This window comes from Microbacterium sp. C5A9 (assembly GCF_022627955.1).
Classification (GTDB): Bacteria; Actinomycetota; Actinomycetes; order Actinomycetales; family Microbacteriaceae; genus Microbacterium.
In genome coordinates, this window is sequence record NZ_JABXGD010000002.1 from 578,787 (window position 1) to 595,469 (window position 16,683).

The window sequence follows — 16,683 nt, forward strand, 5'->3', positions numbered from 1 at the left end:
CTCTCAGCCCCGGGGCCAGGCGTTCGCGACGGCCTCGCGCACCTCGCCGAGCAGCTGCGGCAGGGCCTTGGTCTTCGCGATGATCGGGAAGAAGTTGGCGTCCGACGTCCATCGCGGCACGATGTGCTGATGCAGGTGGCCGTCGACCCCCGCGCCGGCCACCGCTCCCTGGTTCATCCCGAGGTTGAAGCCGTCGCACCGCGACACCTCCCGGAGAACGCGCATGCCGATCTGGGTCAGCGCGCCGATCTCGGCCACCTCTTCCGGCGTGGCCTGATCGTAGGTGCCGATGTGGCGGTACGGGCACACCAGCAGGTGCCCCGAGTTGTACGGGAACAGGTTGAGCAGCACGTAGGCCGTCTCACCCCGCGCGACGATCAGCCGCTCGGCGTCGGGGAACCGCGGCGCCTCGCAGAAGGGGCACTCCTCGCGCAGCGGCTCGGGCCCCGCCTGGATGTACGCCATCCGATGCGGGGTCCAGAGCCGCTGGAACTCGTCGGGGACGGCGGCGAAATCGCCGGCGTCCTCCCACGACTCGGAGGGCGTGGTCACGCCAGGTCTCCTGCTTTCAGGACGAGCGCGTGCGAGGCGATCGACGCGGTGATCCGACGCACGGCATCCGCCACAGGTACGCCGTTCTCCTGCGTGCCGTCCCGGAACCGGAACGAGACGGTTCCCGCTGCCCGGTCCTGCTCACCGACGATGAGGATGACAGGGACCTTCGCGGTCGTGTGGTTGCGGATCTTCTTCTGCATGCGGTCGTCGGAGTGGTCGACGTCTGCGCGCACACCCGCCGCGCGCAGCTGACCGATCACGTCGTCGAGGTAGTCGCCGTACTGCTCGGCCACCGGGACTCCGACGACCTGGCTCGGTGCCAGCCACAGCGGGAAGTCTCCCGCATAATGCTCGAGGAGGATCGCAAAGAAGCGCTCGACCGAACCCAGCAGGGCGCGGTGGATCATCACCGGACGGTGCTTCTGCCCGTCGGATCCGGTGTACTCGAGCTCGAAGCGATCGGGCTGGTTGAAGTCCAGCTGAATCGTCGACATCTGCCAGGTGCGGCCGATCGCGTCTCGCGCCTGCACCGAGATCTTGGGACCGTAGAAGGCCGCGCCGCCGGGGTCGGCGACGAGGTCGAGACCGGATGCCACAGCGACCTCACGCAGAGTCTCGATCGCCGTCGACCACTGCTCGGGCTCACCGAGGAACTTCGGGTTCCCCTCCTCGTTCGTGGACAGCTCGAGGTAGAAGTCGTTGAGTCCGTAGTCACGGAGGAGGTCCAGGACGAGGTTCAGATTGGTGGTGAGCTCCTCCTTGACCTGATCCTGAGCGACATAGATGTGCGCGTCGTCCTGGGTCAGCCCACGGACCCGGGTCAGACCCGACAGCGTGCCGCTCTTCTCGTAGCGGTAGACCGTGCCGAACTCGGCGAGCCGCAGGGGCAGCTCGCGGTACGAACGACCGCGAGAGCGGAAGACGAGGTTGTGGAACGGGCAGTTCATGGGCTTCAGGTAGTAGTCCTGGCCCTGCCTGGTGACGTTGCCCTCCTCGTCGAGGATCTCGTCGAGGTGCATCGGCGGGAACATGCCGTCGGCGTAGGTCTGCAGGTGGCCAGACGTCATGAAGAGATCCTTCTTCGTGATGTGCGGGCTGTTCACCAGGTCGTAGCCGTTGCGCAGCAGGTGCCTGCGGAGGTTCTCCTCGATCTCGTAGCGGATGATCCCGCCCTTGGGATGGAAGACTGCGAGGCCGGAGCCGATCTCGTCAGGGAAGGAGAAGAGGTCCATCTCGGCACCGAGCTTGCGGTGATCGCGTCGCTCTGCCTCGGCGAGGCGTTCCTGATAGGCGCGCAGTTCTTCCTTCGAGGGCCACGCCGTGCCGTAGATGCGCTGCAGCTGCGGGTTCTTCTCGCTGCCGCGCCAGTAGGCAGCCGCGATACGGGTGAGATCCCAGCCGTTTCCGATCATGCGGGTGTTGGGAAGGTGCGGTCCGCGGCAGAGGTCCTTCCAGACGACCTCACCGTCGCGCGTCGTGTTGTCGTAGATCGTGAGCTCGCCCTCGCCGACCTCGACGGATGCACCCTCGGCAGCCTCGTTGCCGCCCTTGAGACCGATGAGCTCGAGCTTGAACGGCTCTTCGGCAAGCTCGGCACGCGCCTCGTCGTCGGTGACGACGCGGCGCACGAACCGCTGCCCCTCGCGGACGATCCGCTGCATCTCCTTCGTGATGGCCTTGATGTCCTCGGGCGTGAACGGAGTCTCGACACCGAAGTCGTAGTAGAAGCCATCGGTGATGGGCGGGCCGATGCCGAGGTTCGCCTGCGGGTTGATGCGCTGCACGGCCTGCGCGAGCACGTGCGCGGCCGAGTGACGGAGGATGTTGAGTCCGTCGGGGCTGTCGATGGTGACCGGCTCGACCTCATCGGCGTCCGTCACTGTCGCGGCGAGGTCCTTGAGGGTTCCGTTGACGCGCATCGCGACGACTGAACGGTCAGAGAACAGGGCGAAGCCGTCTTTCGGCTGAGCATTTTCAGGCACTGCACACTCCATCTGGGTCTGGATCTAGGCTACTCGCATGCCCAGGCGTGGATGACCGCTACAGCGCGGTCTCGGCAGTCGTGTTCGCGGCGGTCGGCGCGAGGATGATGATCGCGGCGCCGACGAGTGCGATCGCCGAACCGACCCAGTCCCAGATCGTCGGCTTGAAGCCGTCGACGATGATCCCCCAGGCCAGAGAACCGGCGATGAAGACGCCACCGTACGAGGCCAGGACCCGTCCGAAGTTCGCGTCGGGTTGCAGCGCCGCGATGAAACCGTACGCGCCGAGGGCCATGACTCCGAGCACCGCGAAGACCCATCCCCTGTTCTCCTTGACGGCCTGCCAGATCAACCACGCGCCGCCGATCTCGGCGACGGCGGCGAGCACGAAGAGGATGCTGATGCGCAGGACGGTCATGCACCCAGTGTGGCAAACACCCGCGCGGGTCGTTCAGCCGCCGGCCGTCACCAGGCCGGACTCGTACGCGAGGATCACCAGCTGCGCGCGGTCGCGCGCCGAGACCTTGGCCATGATCCGATTCACATGCGTCTTCGCGGTGTGGGGCGAGATCGTCAGGCGCGCGGCGATGTCGTGGTTCGAGAGCCCTTCGGCGACGAGGACGAGCACCTCGCGCTCCCGAGGGGTCAGCGGGGTGAGCGCGGCCGTCCAGGGCCCTGTACGCACCGTCCCTCCGCCACGGATGGATCGCTCGATCAGTGCGCGCGTCGCGGTCGAGGAGAGAAGAGACTCACCGCTGTGTATCGTCCGCACGGCGCGGATGATCTCATCCGGTTCCGCCCCCTTGCCGATGAACCCGCTCGCTCCCGCCCGCAGCGCGGCGACGACGTTCTCGTCCTCCTCGAACGTCGTCAGGATCAGCACACGGGGGCCACCCGCCGCATCCGCGCCTGCCTCTCCCTCTGCCCCTGCCTGTGCACTCGACCGCGCGCAGATCAGCGCCGTGGCCGCGATCCCGTCGAGCTCCGGCATCCGGATGTCCATCAGCACGACGTCGGGCGTGGTCACGAGCGCCGTACTCACGGCTTCGCGTCCGTTCGCCGCCTCGCCGACGACGCGAATACCCCCGTCGATGAGGATGTCCCGCACCGCATGCCGCACGAGGGGCTGGTCGTCGACCACGAGCACCGAGATCATGACGAGGCCTCGCTCGTCTCGGCCGGGATCCACGCCTCGAGAGAGAAGACCCCGCCGTCGCTGCCGAACTGCACGGCCCCTCCGACAGCGGCGATCCGCTCCGTCAGCCCGCGCAGCCCGTGGCCGGCGGGCGGCTGTCCCGACCGCTCCGTCGCGGTCGGGTTCACGACGGTCAGATGTACGACTGCCCCCTCGGCGCGCAGCGCCACCGTCGCCGTGCCGCCGCGCCCGTGCTTGTGCGCGTTGGTGAGTGCCTCGTGCAGCACCAGGTAGGCCACGTGATCGCCGAGGGGCGACAGTGCGACACCCTGTTGCGGACGCCGCAGATCGATGCGGAGCCCTGCGACGTCGAAGGCGGCGACGAGCGCGTCCAGATCGGCCAGCCCGGTCTGCGGTCGTCGGTCCGACCCGTCGTCGGAGGTGTCGGCGCGCAGCAGCGTGAGGAGCCCCCCGATATCGGCGAGCACCTCCCGTGAGGCACTGCGCACCGTGGTCAGAGCCTCCCTGGCCCGCTCGGGGCGGGTCTCCAGAGACGACGATGCGACTCCTGCGTTGAGACTGATCACCGCGATCTGGTGCGCGACCACGTCGTGCAGGTCGCGGGCGATCCGCACGCGATCCTCGGCGACCCGTCTGCGCGCTTCGTCGTCGCGGCTCCGCTCGGCTCGCTCTGCGCGCTCGGTCATCGCCGCCGCGAACTCCCGTCGCGACCGGGCCGCGTCTCCCAGCGCTCCGCCCAGGACGATGAGGAGAACGAACTGCAGAGCAGTCGAATCGAAGAGGTCGCCCGCGAGCGCCCATCCGTTCGCGAGGAACGCGACGACCACCGCCACGCCGAGCGCGAGCAGGCCGACCGACCTCCCGAGACGATCGAGCACTGCGAAACAGGCGATCGCCACCGCGAGGAGCGCGCTGGGCGAGATCGACCCGGCCGCCGCGACGGCGACCACGCACACCAGGCTGACGCCCAGAGCGGCGAGCGGCCACCTGCGCCGGAACGGCATGATCACGGCCGGCGCGAGTGCCGGGACGAGGAGCATCCCGTCGGTGCGGAAGGTCTCGTCGGGGAACGGCAGGAGGGCGAAGATCACGATGAGCGCGACCGCCAGGACGTCGCTCATCCGGAACCCGTCACGGGTGGCACGGGTGGTCGGCATGCCTCCAGTATTTCGTGTCGGCGCCGACGCCGGATCCTCCCGCCGGATGACTCCGCCCTACCGCGATCGCGGTACAGAGGTGTCCGCACCGGGGTGACGCGCGACGCGCTCTCGCGATCCAGGCTGGAAGGACAGGCGCGCACGGCACCTCCGAACTCGTGCGCCCCGGGAAGGTCATCGTGCGCAGATCCCTCAGAAGAGCCCTCCTCGTCGCAGGCGCCGTCGGCACCGTGCTGGCCGTCGGCCTCGCGACCACGACGGTGGTCAACGCCGTGTCGACCGAGACCGAGAAGGACCGGATCGTCTCGTACGGTCGACTCGTGACGGTCGACGATCGATCCATGAACGTGGTGATCACGGGAGAGGGCGACCGCGATGTCGTGCTGCTCCCCGGTTTCGGCACGGCCTCGCCCGCCCTCGACTTCGCGCCTCTGGTGGCGGAGCTCGCGGAGGATCATCGGGTCATCGTGGTCGAGCCGTTCGGCTACGGCCTGAGTGACGGCACGGACCGGCCGCGCACCACCGACAACATCGTCGACGAGGTCCACGCCGCGCTGCAGTCGCTCGATGTCGACAGGTACGTCCTGATGGGGCATTCGATCGCCGGCCTCTACGCGATCGAGTACGCGAACCGGTATCCCGATGAAGTGACGGCGTTCGTCGGCATCGACACGAGTGTGCCGGGACAGCCGAACATGGACACCATCTTCCCCACCGGCCTGCTGGCTGCGGCGAAGAACCTCGGTCTGATCCGGCTCGTCGCGAGTGTCACCGGCGACGACCTCGATGGTCTCGACTACGACGACGCGACGCGCGAGCAGATGTCTCTCCTCAGCAGCAGGAACGCGCTCGCCCCCACCTATCTCGACGAGATGTCTCACATCAGGACCAACTTCGCGGATGCCGCCGGCACCGGCTTCCCTGCCCGACTGCCGCTGCTGCTCTTCGTGGTGGCCGACAACGCCGTCAATCCCGACTGGATCGATCTCCACGAGCGTCAGGCATCGGCCGTCGACGATGGGACGGTCGTTCCTCTGGACGGCGAGCACTATCTGCATCACACGCGTTCCGCCGAGATCGCCGACGGATTCCGCCTTTGGGAGGCCGATCGCCCGCTCGGCGACGGGTGACGGGCGACGCGCCCCGGCGAACCGCGGGACGACACAGGTCGTCGAGGTAGCGTGAGCGGATGATCAGAGCACTGGCGCGTTGGATCCTCGCACTCGCCCTCGGCGCCATCGGCATCGTGCACTTCGTGAGCACCCGTGGCTTCCGGGTCGTCGTGCCGGACTGGGCCACGAAGGCCACGCGGCTCGACAAGGATGCGATCGTCATCGCCTCGGGCGCCGCAGAGGTCGCGCTCGCCCTCGGCCTGATCGCTCTGCCGAAGGAGAGGCGACGAGTCGGCATCGCCACCGCCGCGTTCTTCGTCGCCGTGTTCCCCGGAAACGTGCACCAGTGGCGCACGCACCGGTCCACTCCCGGACTCGACACCGAGGCGCGTCGGTTCGGACGGCTCTTCCTCCAGCCGCTGCTCGTGCTGTGGGCAGTGTGGTGCACGGCGCCCGACAAGACTCCGCGGCGTCGAATCCGGCGCCGTACTCGCTGAGACGGTCGGCGGGCAACCCCCGCAGCATGAATCCGTCCGCGGGCGAGAATGGAGCCATGGCTTCTCCCTCACTGGTCTGGCTCCGCGACGATCTCCGCCTCGCCGACAACCCGGCGCTCCGAGCGGCCATCGACCGAGACGAGCCGATCGTCCTGCTCTACGTCCTCGATGAGGAGTCCCCGGGCATCCGCCCCTTCGGCGGCGCGGCACGCTGGTGGCTTCATCACTCGCTCGCGTCCCTGAGCGAACGGGTGCGCGATCTCGGTGCGACGGTGACCCTGCGGCGCGGACCCGCTGACCGCGTGGTCCGCGAGGCCGTCACCGACACCGGCGCGACGGCCGTGTTCTGGAACCGCCGTTACGGGGGCGCGGAGCGCGAGATCGACGCGGCGCTGAAGTCATCCCTCCGCGACGACGGCCTCGAGGTCGCATCCTTCGCCGGCTCCCTGCTGCACGAACCCTGGACGGTGCAGACGGGCGGCGGAACGCACTTCTCCGTGTTCACGCCGTTCTGGCGTGCCTGCCTCGCGCTGCCCGCTCCCCGCGCGCCTCACCCGACCCCGCGGAGCCTCGACGGGCTGTCGCCGTCACCGGCATCCGATCGTCTCGACGACTGGGGCCTGCTGCCGACGAGCCCGGACTGGGCGGGCGGCCTCCGCGAGACGTGGGAGCCCGGTGAGCCCGCAGCACGCGCGAGACTGCGCGCGTTCCTGAAGGAGGACATCGGCGCGTACGACCGCGCGCGCGACGAGCCTTCTGCCGGTGCGACGTCGCTCCTCTCGCCGCGGCTCCGCTGGGGTGAGCTGAGCCCGTTCACGGTCTGGCACGAAGCGGTCGACGCTCACGGCGCCGCCGGCTTCCTCTCGGAGCTCGGCTGGCGCGAGTTCGCATGGCACACCGCGTTCCACTCGCCGGATCTCGCGACCGAGAATCTGCGGCGGCAGTTCGACGCGTTCCCCTGGCCGCCTCTCGACTCCGGCCGTCTCGAGCGGTGGCAGCGTGGCGACACGGGCGTCCCGCTCGTCGACGCCGGCATGCGCGAGCTGTGGCACACCGGCTTCATGCACAACAGGGTGCGGATGGTGACCGCGTCGTTCCTCATCAAGAACCTCCTCATCGACTGGCGTCGGGGCGAGGAGTGGTTCTGGGACACGCTGGTCGACGCTGACGGCGCGAGCAACCCCTTCAACTGGCAATGGGTCGCAGGCTCCGGGGCGGACGCCGCTCCGTACTTCCGCGTGTTCAACCCGGAACTCCAGGCCACGAAGTTCGACCCGCAGCGCCTGTACATCTCGCAGTGGGCGTCGGATGCTCCGCAGGAGCCGATGGTCGACCTCCGCGAGACTCGTGCGCAGGCTCTCGCCGCCTACGAGGTCGTCAAGGGATCGGCCCGCACCGCCGACTGACGGCACGGGCCGGGACCCGCTCAGGACATGAACGGGCGGAGGTCCGGGTATCCGGTCGTCGCCCAGGCGCCGTCGACCACGATGTTCTCGCCGTTGACGTAGGACGCATCCGGAGAACCGAGGAAGAGCGCGACCCCGGCGATCTCGTCGGGATCAGCGGGGCGCCCCGCGGGAATGCGATCGAGGTAGGTGTCCATGACGCCGGGAGTCGCCAGGAGCCCACCGGTGAGGGGCGTCGCCACGAGCCCGGGAGACACCGCGTTGACCCGGATGCCGTGGCCGCCCAGCTCCAGCGCGGCGTTCTTCGTCAACATGACGACTCCGGCCTTCGCCGTCGAGTACCCCGCGCCGAAGTGCATCGGCACCTGCGAGTTGAGGGAGGCGATGTTCACGATCGCTCCCGGCTTCTCGGCGGCGAGGAAGTGCTGGGCGCCGAGCTTGGTGCCGAGGAACGCCCCGTAGAGGTTGAGCTTGATGTTGAAATCCCAGGTCGCGAGATCCATGTCCACGACGCGCGCGGGCTTCGAGCCGCCGGCCGCGTTGTAGACGGCGTCGAACGAGCCGAACCGCTCGATCGTCGAGGCGAACAGCTCCTCCATCGACGCCTCGTCCGTGACGTCGGCGCGCACCCCGACCACGTTCTCGCCGAAGGTCACTCTCGAGATCGACGGAGAATTCGCGGGCATGGCAGCGGCTAAGCCTGACGCGATTCTCAGCCTGAAGCAGAAACCACGTCAGGCGGTGACCCTGCCGAACATCTGGTGACCCTTCCCCCCGCCCACTCTCCAGAGGCCGCCCCCGAGGCATAGGGCCTTTTCACACACGTCGTTTTTCCACACCACCGCATCACTTAGAAGGAGGTCAGAGATGAGTCGAGGACTTGGGCGCGCGCAGCGCGAACTGATCGCTCGCCTGCAGTCGATGAATCCTGGTGCAGGCATTCTGCCGGGAGACAACGGCGGAAACACGCGGCGCGCGGCACTCCGACTGGCAGAACGAGGGCTTGTGGTCACTGAGTACAGGCGTCTATTTGGGCGTCGACGCAGGCTGCGGATGTGCGCCGGCAGAAGGCATCCACGATGCTGCAGAACTCGTCGATCACGCAGGGTGGTCTTCGGGTCGCGTCCCCGAACGGCATCCTTGCTCAGTCTGTGGCTGGTGGCGGTCCTGCGGTTCGCGTGACCGGGCTGCAGATCGTGGATGGTGTGCTGCGGATCACAGGCACGATCGATGGCGATGGGGTCTTCGAGTGGTCGGGTTCGATCGACCAGGAGGGGGCAACGAACCTCCGTGGCCCTGTGGCGATCACCGGGCAGTCGGGAACCCTCACCGTCGATGCGGAGACTCTTCTTCGCGGGGTCACGAAGATGCTCGCTGACCTTCGCGTCGAGAGCGGCGGCAAGATTACCGCCGGCAACGTGATCATGGAGCCGAACAAGATCACGGTGGGTGGTGTCGACGGCAACTCGATCCTCAGCGATTCCAAGCTCACCTTCGCGAACGGTGCTGAGCTCCGAGCGCCAGGATCAGGTGGCGTTCGTCTCACATACGGCACCACGAACATCTTCTGCGACGGGACCAGCGCCATCGTCACATCCGGTACGCGCCGCGTCATCGTGACAAACGCCGGGTTTCAGTTCTTCGGTGTACCTACGAAGACACCAGCAGCCACCGGGCTCAGCACCGGCGCGGCACACCTGGACGCGAGCGGAAACCTCTTCCGAGTCTCGTAGCCGCGGCGCGAGTGGCACGCAAGAATGCTCGAACAAGGAGGAACACCATGCAACGAGTCAAGATCTTCTACTGGCGGACGCAGGTAAACGTTCCGGAGACCCCACAGGACTTCACGTACACCGAGCTCGCGTGGATTCACGATCAGTCGTTCATCGCGCAGGAGGGCGACGGCTGGACCGTGGTGAGCAACGCGGTGGTGTCTGTCATCGGTGATGGCAACGAGGTGCTGATGGCGACGACGATGACCCGCGAGGTTGACGACTCAGTTCCCGACGCCCTCTGACCGAACAAGCGGTCCGCTAAGTACCTGGAGCTAGAAGGAGAGCGTTCCACGCAATGGCGGTCACATATGCGACCGACGCGATGATGGCGGCGTGACCAAAAGACTTGATGCGGCTCGCAACCCTCACTCGTTGCTGGTCGGATTTCGAGTTCAGACCACTGATGCTATCTCCGACCGCGACTGCAATAGCAGAGAGCAATGCCAGGACGGCCACGATGAGGTTGAGGGTCGCGCCTCCCACCGGGGTATTGACACCGGGTTCTCCCATCAAGCGGGTGATGAGCAAAACGCCCAGCGCGATCAGGAGGAGCAGAACGAGGGTCTGGGACCATTTGGGCCAATGCTTGCGACGTGACGACATGCGCACGACACTAGCGGCTGTGCTAGAACATCCAGGCTCTCAGTGAGGCTTCGAATCGCCCCGGGTTTCGCGTCGACTCTGATGCGTGACCCGGGGCGTTTCCTGTTTCCCCGATCGAGGCTTGCTCTAACACCCCTAGCGGACAGTACGCTTCGAGCAGCACACACGATGAGCGCGCAGCGGCGCCGCGAGAGGATCGACGATGACTTCAACCGCACCCGGCTGGTATGCGAACGGTGACCAGTGGGAGACGTATTGGGACGGCACACAGTGGACCGACCAGCACCGTCCGGTAGCCCCGCCCGCGATGCCTGCGCCGCCAGCACCTCCGAGCTCGGTGACGCCTGACGCAGCTCCGGCCACCGCGGCGTTCGCGGCAGACGGAGCGCTGATGAAGTTCAAGTCGCACATCAACGGCAAGAATGCAGACGTCGCGATCTTCTCCGATCGCATCGAGTGGCTGATGGCCCGAGGGGTCTCTGGCGCGAAGGTTACCGCGGGGGTATTCACGGCGGGACTCTCCATGCTTGCTACTGGTGTGAAGAACGGCAAAGCGGGCACGGAGATGATCCCGATGAAGGCAATCTCGGGTGTGACAACGAAACGAGACGGGATGATCAACACCGTCGTCACGGTGACGTCATCCTCCTCGGCGATCGGCTTTCGCGTGTCTCACAAAGAAGCTGAACAGATGCGTCAGCTTCTGAATCAGCTGATCCTCGCCTAGCGCCCGCGCTTCTGCCTATCACCCAAGAGGGCGGTGTCGTCCCGCTAGAGTCATCGGCGTGAACATTGCACTTGGTATCGGTCTGATCGCCCTCGGCCTGAAATTCACTTCTGATGTACTGTCTGAAATCCGGACAATCAGGGAGGACGGGCGGGGTGACGAGAAATTCAACCCGCGAGACCTCGGCCACCTCGTCCCTTTTTTCGGTGTCCTATCGTCCGCCGCTGCTCTTGCTGCGGGTGTGATTGCACTCATGAACTCGTGAATGTACAGCGACACCTGACTAACCGCCGCGTCGAGGCCCCGACTCAGCTTCACCCTGGGGCGTGGTCTCCCCTGCGATAGCATCGCGTCATGCCGATCCCCCCGCGCTCGACTACTCATTCCGTCGTCGATGACAGCATTATCACCTGCCCTCGCTGCGACGTGAGGGCCCAACAGGTCTGGTCCTGGGTTTTACTTTCGAAGGATGAGTTCGCTGACGAGCGGGTTGAGTTGTTCAGCGACGAGGCGGAAGTATCTCGCAGTTTCGACGAGGACTCGTTGCGCATGGTGATGTCGGAATGGAGGGCCGCCCACTGTCAGGGATGCGACCAGAAAACCCTGTGGCGCGACGGCGTAAACGTCTACCCGCAGGCGGTGAGTGCTCCCGCACCACACCCGGACATGACAGCGGACGTCCGCGACGTTTACGAAGAGGCCCGCAGAGTACTGCCGATCTCCCGCCGGGCAGGCGCCGCGCTCGCTCGCGCCGCGCTTGAGAAGCAAGTGAAACTTCTTGATCCTGATCCACCGAAGAACTCTCGGTTAGACGACCTGATCGCGCGCCTAACCTCGAAGGTCAGCACTGGCCTATCCGAGCGACTGGACATCATCCGCCACGTTGGAAACAAAGCCCTTCACGGCGTTGACGATTCTGACGAGCTCGTGGTCCTTTATCTCGAGGACAGTCAAGGCGCCGATGAGATCGCCGAGCTGCTCTTCGATGCAATCAACGATCTAATCGACGAGCTAGTCACGCGGCCAGCTCGCACGCGCGACGCCTGGGGAAAACTACCGGAAGGGGTGCGAGAAGCCATCGAGAAGAAGCGACAGAATCCCCGAACAGGGGACTCGTAACCGCGTGACGCAATCAGGGATCAGGGATCAGGGATCATCCAGCGGAATCGACGCTAACCGCGTTACCCCAAACCCAGCAACGAAAAGTCCGATCCCCAGCTTTGAACTCGATCCCTGAGGCCAATGGAGTCGACCGCACGATTCTCCCATCCACCAGGATCGGCTTTGGCCCGAACCTGACCCACGCCCTCACCCGACGTTGAACAGCGTGCGGGTAGAGCGTCACTGGGTTCTCGCGTAGCCCAAGCTCGCGATCAGAAAGCGACTGCAGCGGTCCACACCTCGCCGCGGAGAGGATCGCCTGGTGCTGCGCCTGCATGTCGTAGTACGGAGCGAGTCTCTTGCTGGTTCCCATGCCGGCACCCTTCCTCCGGCCTGATTCGAGACTAGCAACATTCGAACATCTGTTCTATTCTCTTAACCCATGAGCGCAACGTCCGTCGAGTACTCCACGACCCTATGGCTGGTCAACGACATCCCTCCGCGCATGATGTTCGCCGGCCGACGATGGCGCGTCACGGACACACCCACACGACTCCGACACTCAGTTTGGAGCGCACCGCTCGAGCCTCACATGGGGCTATACGGCTGGCGATTCCAGGGAACCAACGAGGACGGCCTGTCGCCCGTGCTCGATGCCTGCAAGGGCGAGGACGGCTGGCGCGTGCACCGCAACTATGACTGAAACGCCAAAGTATGCGCTCAGCCTTTCCCTGGCTGGACGCCGTAGGATAGAGCACGTGATAGCGGGATGGAGGGACCAGTGACGCACTATCAAGCGCCTTTGTCGGCCTCCCTCGTGGCGAAGTGGTTCGTGCGACGAGCTGAAGCTGCTCATGCAACTGACCTGGACAACATGAAGCTGCAGAAGCTGCTCTTTCTGAGTCATAGCCGGTACATGCATGATCACGGACGCCCTCTTGTGCGTGAGCGGGTCGAGGCATGGAAGCACGGCCCGGTCATCGACGTCGTCTACCAGGAATATAAGAGCTATGGCAGTTCGTGCATTCACCAGAGCCTTGCTGAGAACGGCCCCTGGGTCCGCCTTCCGGATGACGTCGTTGGCGCCCTTGAGAATGTCTGGGAATCTTTCGGCGTGCTCTCCGGATGGGCGTTGAGAGAACTGACCCACGAGATTGGGCCCTGGCAGAGTTTCTACGACTCCAGAAGCCTCCACACGGAGATTCCCATCACCGCGATTGGTAGTGCGTGGCCCTTGTTCAAGACGCACGCCGCAGATAGAGGCCCCGAAGCTGCGGCGCTTCGTCGCCTCGAGGAACTGAGGCGCCGGGCCGCCGCTAGGTCGCTCCCGGACATGAAGACCAATACAGAGGCGCTGCGCCAAGCCTATGAATCCTGGAGCGAGTCAAGAACAGAAGCCACCACGCTTCTGTCATGACCGTCCCTATCCGACTCGGCGGTCTGTATTGGGTTCCCGACTCCGCCGTGGCTCTCCCGCCGCAAAAGCCCAACCGTGTGATGCATCCGAAGCGCCCGTTCCTTGTGTTCTCCAACGACTCAGTGAACACAGATGACGAATGGCCTCTAGTCCTAGGCTTCCCTGTCACCACATCCCATGAGTTCGCAACCCGGTTCTGCGTGAACCTGCCGAAGGGTACTTGCCCACTTCCGAAGGAGAGCTGGGTGCAAGTACCCTTGCTGCAACCTCTCGCGAAAGAGAAACTCCAGACCTATGTCGGGCCACTAGCCGCGAACACTCTCGAGGACATTCGCCTAAGCCTGATTCAATACACCGACAACCTCTGAGGGCTGCGGCACACGGTCATGACCCAACAGATCCACGCGGCCCCGCCTTCTGTAGTCAATGCTGAGCGAAAACGCGAGGCGCCAAGATCCCCGTAGCTTCATTTCGGCACCGGGATAGGCGTGAAGCCAGCTTGGTTCGAGCCGACCTGCAGCTTCACGAGTGCCTCATGCTCGCGGAAAGCGTTCCACGTGCGGAAGAGGTAAAACAGCGCTTGCCCCGGAAGGATGCGTCGCGCTCCCCCGGCCTGCAGGTCGTTGGTAACGCGCCTCGAGAGCGTCAGGAACGGGTCGCCAGGGCCATTCTGGATGCCGTCACGGATGCGATTGAAGAACTCGGCAGCGTCGTCGACGTCTAGCTTCGAGAACTCGAGGAAGGCTACCCCGAGCGCACTGACCGGAAGCCGGAGGTAGCGATACATGCCTCGTGCGTGCCGAGCAGCGAACTCGATGTCAGGGATCGTCAGGACGGCCTCAGCGAGCTCGGACTTCGTCAAACTGTAGCTTCCGCCGATGTGCGAGGCCGCGTGCTTCACGTCGCCGGCTTGGTACGCAGTGTGGAGCCGTGCGATCGCTCCCACATCTTTGGCGTCAACACGTTCCGCTAGGCCCGTGATGATCAGCATGTCCCCCGTGCTGCGGGCAGCTCCGGAATCGAGCACCACGAGCGCTTCCTCACTGATTCCGCGAACCACGAGCACCCACGCACCCTTCCCCGCTGCGACGATCGCCTGGCATCGGTTCTGCCCGTCAATGAGCCGGCCAGCTGCGTCGAACTTGATCGTTTCACCTGTAACGACCCAGCGGTCGCTTTGAATGTCTCGCACGTACCCGTTGATACGCCCCTTGCGCACGTTGCGGTTGTTGTCGATGTTCAGTGCGAGCCATGACACTGCAAGCTCCGGCGTGACGAAGACATACTCGGCTGTCTCCCCTGCTGGACCGTGTGCAACAGACGGTGGTTCAGGTTTCATGGCTACTCCTCGATCAAGCGAGGATCACCCTGATCTCGCTGCTGAGATCAAGTTGTAACCAAGAAGTTTCTAGCCCGCACTATTGCCAGATCATGTTGCCCAGATGTTGCCCACCCTGATCCGGGCAAAGAAAAACCCCCGGTGAACCGGGGGTTTTCTTCTGTGCGCGATACTGGGATCGAACCAGTGACCTCTTCCGTGTCAGGGAAGCGCGCTACCGCTGCGCCAATCGCGCCCAAGTGGGCTGTTCAGTTTTCAGAGAGGTGGCGACGGGATTCGAACCCGTGTAAACGGCTTTGCAGGCCGGTGCCTAGCCGCTCGGCCACGCCACCGTGTGGATTGACCCCACGTGCTGAAGGCCCTCCGAAGAAGGCCCCTGCACTTGAGCGGATGACGAGACTCGAACTCGCGACCCCAACCTTGGCAAGGTTGTGCGCTACCAACTGCGCTACATCCGCGTTGTTCCCGGTTGTTGTCCCGGGCACATATGAAACATTAGCCGATGAACGGCGACTGTCAAAACCGGGAACGAATCTCGCGCGTGTCCAAGCGAATGGTCATCGAGCCGCTCAGGCGTCGGGTAGTATCGGTTGACGTACCCCGCGGGTATGGGCGATTGGCGCAGTTGGTAGCGCGCTTCCTTCACACGGAAGAGGTCATCGGTTCGAGTCCGGTATCGCCCACCACGCAGAAGCCCCCGACAGAGCGAATCGCTCGGTCGGGGGCTTCTCCCGTTCAGCGCGGGGGCACCGCCGGACCGATCGCCCCGCGCTGCTCCGCCAGCGGGCACGTGAAGACGTCGCGTTCACCGAGGCCGACCCGATTGATGTAGCGGACCACGATCGCGTACGACGTGAGCAGCCCGACCTGCGTGTACGCGACGTCGTGCGCTCCGCAGTACGCCGCGACGATCGGCGCGGCACGTCGCAGATGGGGCCGGGGCATCGACGGGAACAGGTGGTGTTCGACCTGGTAGTTGAGTCCACCCATCGCCGCGTCGAGGAGCCGTCCACCCCGCACGTTCCGGCTCATCAGCACCTGACGCCGGAGGAAGTCCAGGGTCAGGTCGTGCGGCACGACCGGCATCCCCTTGTGATTGGGCGCGAATGCGATCCCCATGTAGAACCCGAACAGGCCCAGCTGCACGCCGAGGAACGCGAACGCGATCCCCGGCGAGAGCACGAGGAACACGAGCACCAGATATCCGATCATCCGGATGGCGAGGAAGGCGATCTCCGCCCATCTCCGCTCCAGCCGCCCCCGCGAGACGACTCTCCGCACGCTCGAAGCGTGCAGGGAAAGCCCCTCGAGAAGCAGGATCGGGAAGAAGAGCAGCCCCTGATGGGCCTGCATCCACCGGATCGCCGGGGTGCGGCGACGGGCAGCGGTCTCCGCGGTGACCGCGATCACCGGAAGGTCGATGTCGGGATCGGAGCCGAGCCTGTTCGGATTCGCGTGGTGCCGGGTGTGCTTGTGCTGCCACCACCCGTAGCTCATGCCGACGAGCAGATCTCCGAGGATGATGCTGATCCAGTCGTTCCAGCGCCCCGAGACGAAGATCTGCCGATGAGCGGCGTCGTGCCCGAGGAAGGCGATCTGGGTGAAGACGATCGCGAGGACGGCGGCAGTGAACAGCTGCCACCACGTGTCTCCGATCCAGACGAAGACGAGGAGACAGGTCGCGACCGCCAGAGGAGCCGCGATGAGCTTCGTCCAGTAGTAGCCGTATCGTCGCCGCAGCAGACCTCGGTCACGGATCTGCTGCGCCAGCTCGGTGTAGGTGCTCGCCCCACCACGCGCGGTGTCCCGCGGACGGGTGCGGACGATCGGACGGCTGCCGTCCATGATGACCCCTT

The 16,683-nt window shown here is 65.3% G+C and carries 20 protein-coding genes and 4 tRNA genes; 12 read left to right on the forward strand and 12 right to left on the reverse strand.

Annotation, left to right across the window (positions count from 1 at the left end; translation table 11 throughout):
* Positions 1-3: 3 nt before the first annotated feature.
* The 5 genes from HWD99_RS06015 to HWD99_RS06035 all read right to left on the reverse strand — a co-directional run bounded on the left by HWD99_RS06015 (position 4) and on the right by HWD99_RS06035 (position 4,850).
* Positions 4-552, reverse strand: coding sequence for an HIT domain-containing protein (locus HWD99_RS06015; RefSeq protein WP_241795312.1), 549 nt, complete (start codon positions 550-552; stop codon positions 4-6).
* Complete coding sequence (gene thrS, locus HWD99_RS06020; protein WP_241795446.1) at positions 549-2,474, reverse strand: threonine--tRNA ligase; 1,926 nt, start codon at positions 2,472-2,474, stop codon at positions 549-551. The genes HWD99_RS06015 and thrS overlap by 4 nt, the downstream gene beginning before the upstream one ends.
* Positions 2,475-2,595: 121 nt before the next feature.
* On the reverse strand, positions 2,596-2,955 hold the full coding sequence (locus HWD99_RS06025; RefSeq protein WP_241795313.1) for a YnfA family protein: 360 nt from the start codon (positions 2,953-2,955) through the stop codon (positions 2,596-2,598).
* Between the two features lie 33 nt (positions 2,956-2,988).
* Entirely contained in the window at positions 2,989-3,693 is a 705-nt protein-coding gene (locus HWD99_RS06030) for a response regulator transcription factor (RefSeq protein ID WP_241795314.1), read from the reverse strand.
* Positions 3,690-4,850 carry a sensor histidine kinase gene (locus tag HWD99_RS06035; RefSeq protein ID WP_241795315.1) on the reverse strand — a complete coding sequence of 387 codons (1,161 nt, stop codon included), beginning with the start codon at positions 4,848-4,850 and terminating at the stop codon, positions 3,690-3,692. The genes HWD99_RS06030 and HWD99_RS06035 overlap by 4 nt, the downstream gene beginning before the upstream one ends.
* A gap of 179 nt (positions 4,851-5,029) precedes the next feature.
* Here HWD99_RS06035 and HWD99_RS06040 point away from each other — a divergent pair, with 179 nt between their 5' ends.
* Genes HWD99_RS06040 through HWD99_RS06050 form a run of 3 tightly spaced genes read left to right on the forward strand, consistent with a single transcriptional unit; the run spans position 5,030 to position 7,865 of the window.
* Entirely contained in the window at positions 5,030-5,980 is a 951-nt protein-coding gene (locus HWD99_RS06040; protein ID WP_241795316.1) for an alpha/beta hydrolase, read from the forward strand.
* Between the two features lie 59 nt (positions 5,981-6,039).
* The gene (locus HWD99_RS06045) at positions 6,040-6,459 is read left to right on the forward strand and encodes a hypothetical protein (protein WP_241795317.1); all 420 of its coding nucleotides are present in this window, start codon (positions 6,040-6,042) and stop codon (positions 6,457-6,459) included.
* A 56-nt stretch (positions 6,460-6,515) separates the two neighbouring features.
* On the forward strand, positions 6,516-7,865 hold the full coding sequence (locus tag HWD99_RS06050) for a deoxyribodipyrimidine photo-lyase (protein WP_241795318.1): 1,350 nt from the start codon (positions 6,516-6,518) through the stop codon (positions 7,863-7,865).
* Between the two features lie 20 nt (positions 7,866-7,885).
* On the opposite strand, the gene HWD99_RS06055 is transcribed toward HWD99_RS06050, so the two are convergent.
* Entirely contained in the window at positions 7,886-8,551 is a 666-nt protein-coding gene (locus tag HWD99_RS06055; protein ID WP_241795319.1) for an SDR family NAD(P)-dependent oxidoreductase, read from the reverse strand.
* 369 nt (positions 8,552-8,920) lie between these two features.
* Here HWD99_RS06055 and HWD99_RS06060 point away from each other — a divergent pair, with 369 nt between their 5' ends.
* Both HWD99_RS06060 and HWD99_RS06065 read left to right on the forward strand, forming a co-directional pair.
* Positions 8,921-9,598 (forward strand): hypothetical protein, encoded by a 678-nt coding sequence (locus tag HWD99_RS06060; RefSeq protein ID WP_241795320.1) that lies wholly within the window; start codon positions 8,921-8,923, stop codon positions 9,596-9,598.
* Positions 9,599-9,645: 47 nt separating this feature from the next.
* Complete coding sequence (locus HWD99_RS06065; RefSeq protein ID WP_241795321.1) at positions 9,646-9,882, forward strand: hypothetical protein; 237 nt, start codon at positions 9,646-9,648, stop codon at positions 9,880-9,882.
* Positions 9,883-9,898: 16 nt separating this feature from the next.
* Here the strand turns inward: HWD99_RS06065 and HWD99_RS06070 are convergent, their stop codons facing one another.
* Positions 9,899-10,243 carry a hypothetical protein gene (locus HWD99_RS06070; RefSeq protein ID WP_241795322.1) on the reverse strand — a complete coding sequence of 115 codons (345 nt, stop codon included), beginning with the start codon at positions 10,241-10,243 and terminating at the stop codon, positions 9,899-9,901.
* A gap of 202 nt (positions 10,244-10,445) precedes the next feature.
* Here HWD99_RS06070 and HWD99_RS06075 point away from each other — a divergent pair, with 202 nt between their 5' ends.
* From HWD99_RS06075 to HWD99_RS18760, 6 genes are all read left to right on the forward strand, one after another.
* Positions 10,446-10,970 carry a DUF2510 domain-containing protein gene (locus HWD99_RS06075; protein WP_241795323.1) on the forward strand — a complete coding sequence of 175 codons (525 nt, stop codon included), beginning with the start codon at positions 10,446-10,448 and terminating at the stop codon, positions 10,968-10,970.
* Between the two features lie 58 nt (positions 10,971-11,028).
* Entirely contained in the window at positions 11,029-11,235 is a 207-nt protein-coding gene (locus tag HWD99_RS06080) for a hypothetical protein (protein WP_241795324.1), read from the forward strand.
* Positions 11,236-11,324: 89 nt separating this feature from the next.
* Positions 11,325-12,089 (forward strand): DUF4145 domain-containing protein, encoded by a 765-nt coding sequence (locus HWD99_RS06085; RefSeq protein ID WP_241795325.1) that lies wholly within the window; start codon positions 11,325-11,327, stop codon positions 12,087-12,089.
* Positions 12,090-12,513: 424 nt separating this feature from the next.
* Entirely contained in the window at positions 12,514-12,774 is a 261-nt protein-coding gene (locus HWD99_RS06090) for a hypothetical protein (protein WP_241795326.1), read from the forward strand.
* A 78-nt stretch (positions 12,775-12,852) separates the two neighbouring features.
* Positions 12,853-13,488 (forward strand): Panacea domain-containing protein, encoded by a 636-nt coding sequence (locus HWD99_RS06095; protein WP_241795327.1) that lies wholly within the window; start codon positions 12,853-12,855, stop codon positions 13,486-13,488.
* Complete coding sequence (locus HWD99_RS18760) at positions 13,485-13,856, forward strand: type II toxin-antitoxin system PemK/MazF family toxin (RefSeq protein ID WP_374205450.1); 372 nt, start codon at positions 13,485-13,487, stop codon at positions 13,854-13,856. Before HWD99_RS06095 ends, HWD99_RS18760 begins: the two co-directional genes overlap by 4 nt.
* Positions 13,857-13,954: 98 nt before the next feature.
* On the opposite strand, the gene HWD99_RS06100 is transcribed toward HWD99_RS18760, so the two are convergent.
* From HWD99_RS06100 to HWD99_RS06115, 4 genes are all read right to left on the reverse strand, one after another.
* Positions 13,955-14,827: a hypothetical protein gene (locus HWD99_RS06100; protein WP_241795328.1), complete on the reverse strand. Its 873-nt coding sequence runs from the start codon at positions 14,825-14,827 to the stop codon at positions 13,955-13,957.
* A 163-nt stretch (positions 14,828-14,990) separates the two neighbouring features.
* A tRNA-Val gene (locus tag HWD99_RS06105) sits at positions 14,991-15,062 on the reverse strand.
* A 26-nt stretch (positions 15,063-15,088) separates the two neighbouring features.
* Positions 15,089-15,159, reverse strand: a tRNA-Cys gene (locus tag HWD99_RS06110).
* Between the two features lie 53 nt (positions 15,160-15,212).
* Positions 15,213-15,285, reverse strand: a tRNA-Gly gene (locus HWD99_RS06115).
* A gap of 152 nt (positions 15,286-15,437) precedes the next feature.
* On the opposite strand from HWD99_RS06115, the gene HWD99_RS06120 reads away from it, so the two are divergent.
* Positions 15,438-15,513 (forward strand) — tRNA-Val (locus HWD99_RS06120).
* A gap of 49 nt (positions 15,514-15,562) precedes the next feature.
* Here HWD99_RS06120 and HWD99_RS06125 read toward each other — a convergent pair.
* Positions 15,563-16,672, reverse strand: coding sequence for an acyl-CoA desaturase (locus HWD99_RS06125; protein ID WP_241795329.1), 1,110 nt, complete (start codon positions 16,670-16,672; stop codon positions 15,563-15,565).
* Positions 16,673-16,683: the final 11 nt, after the last annotated feature.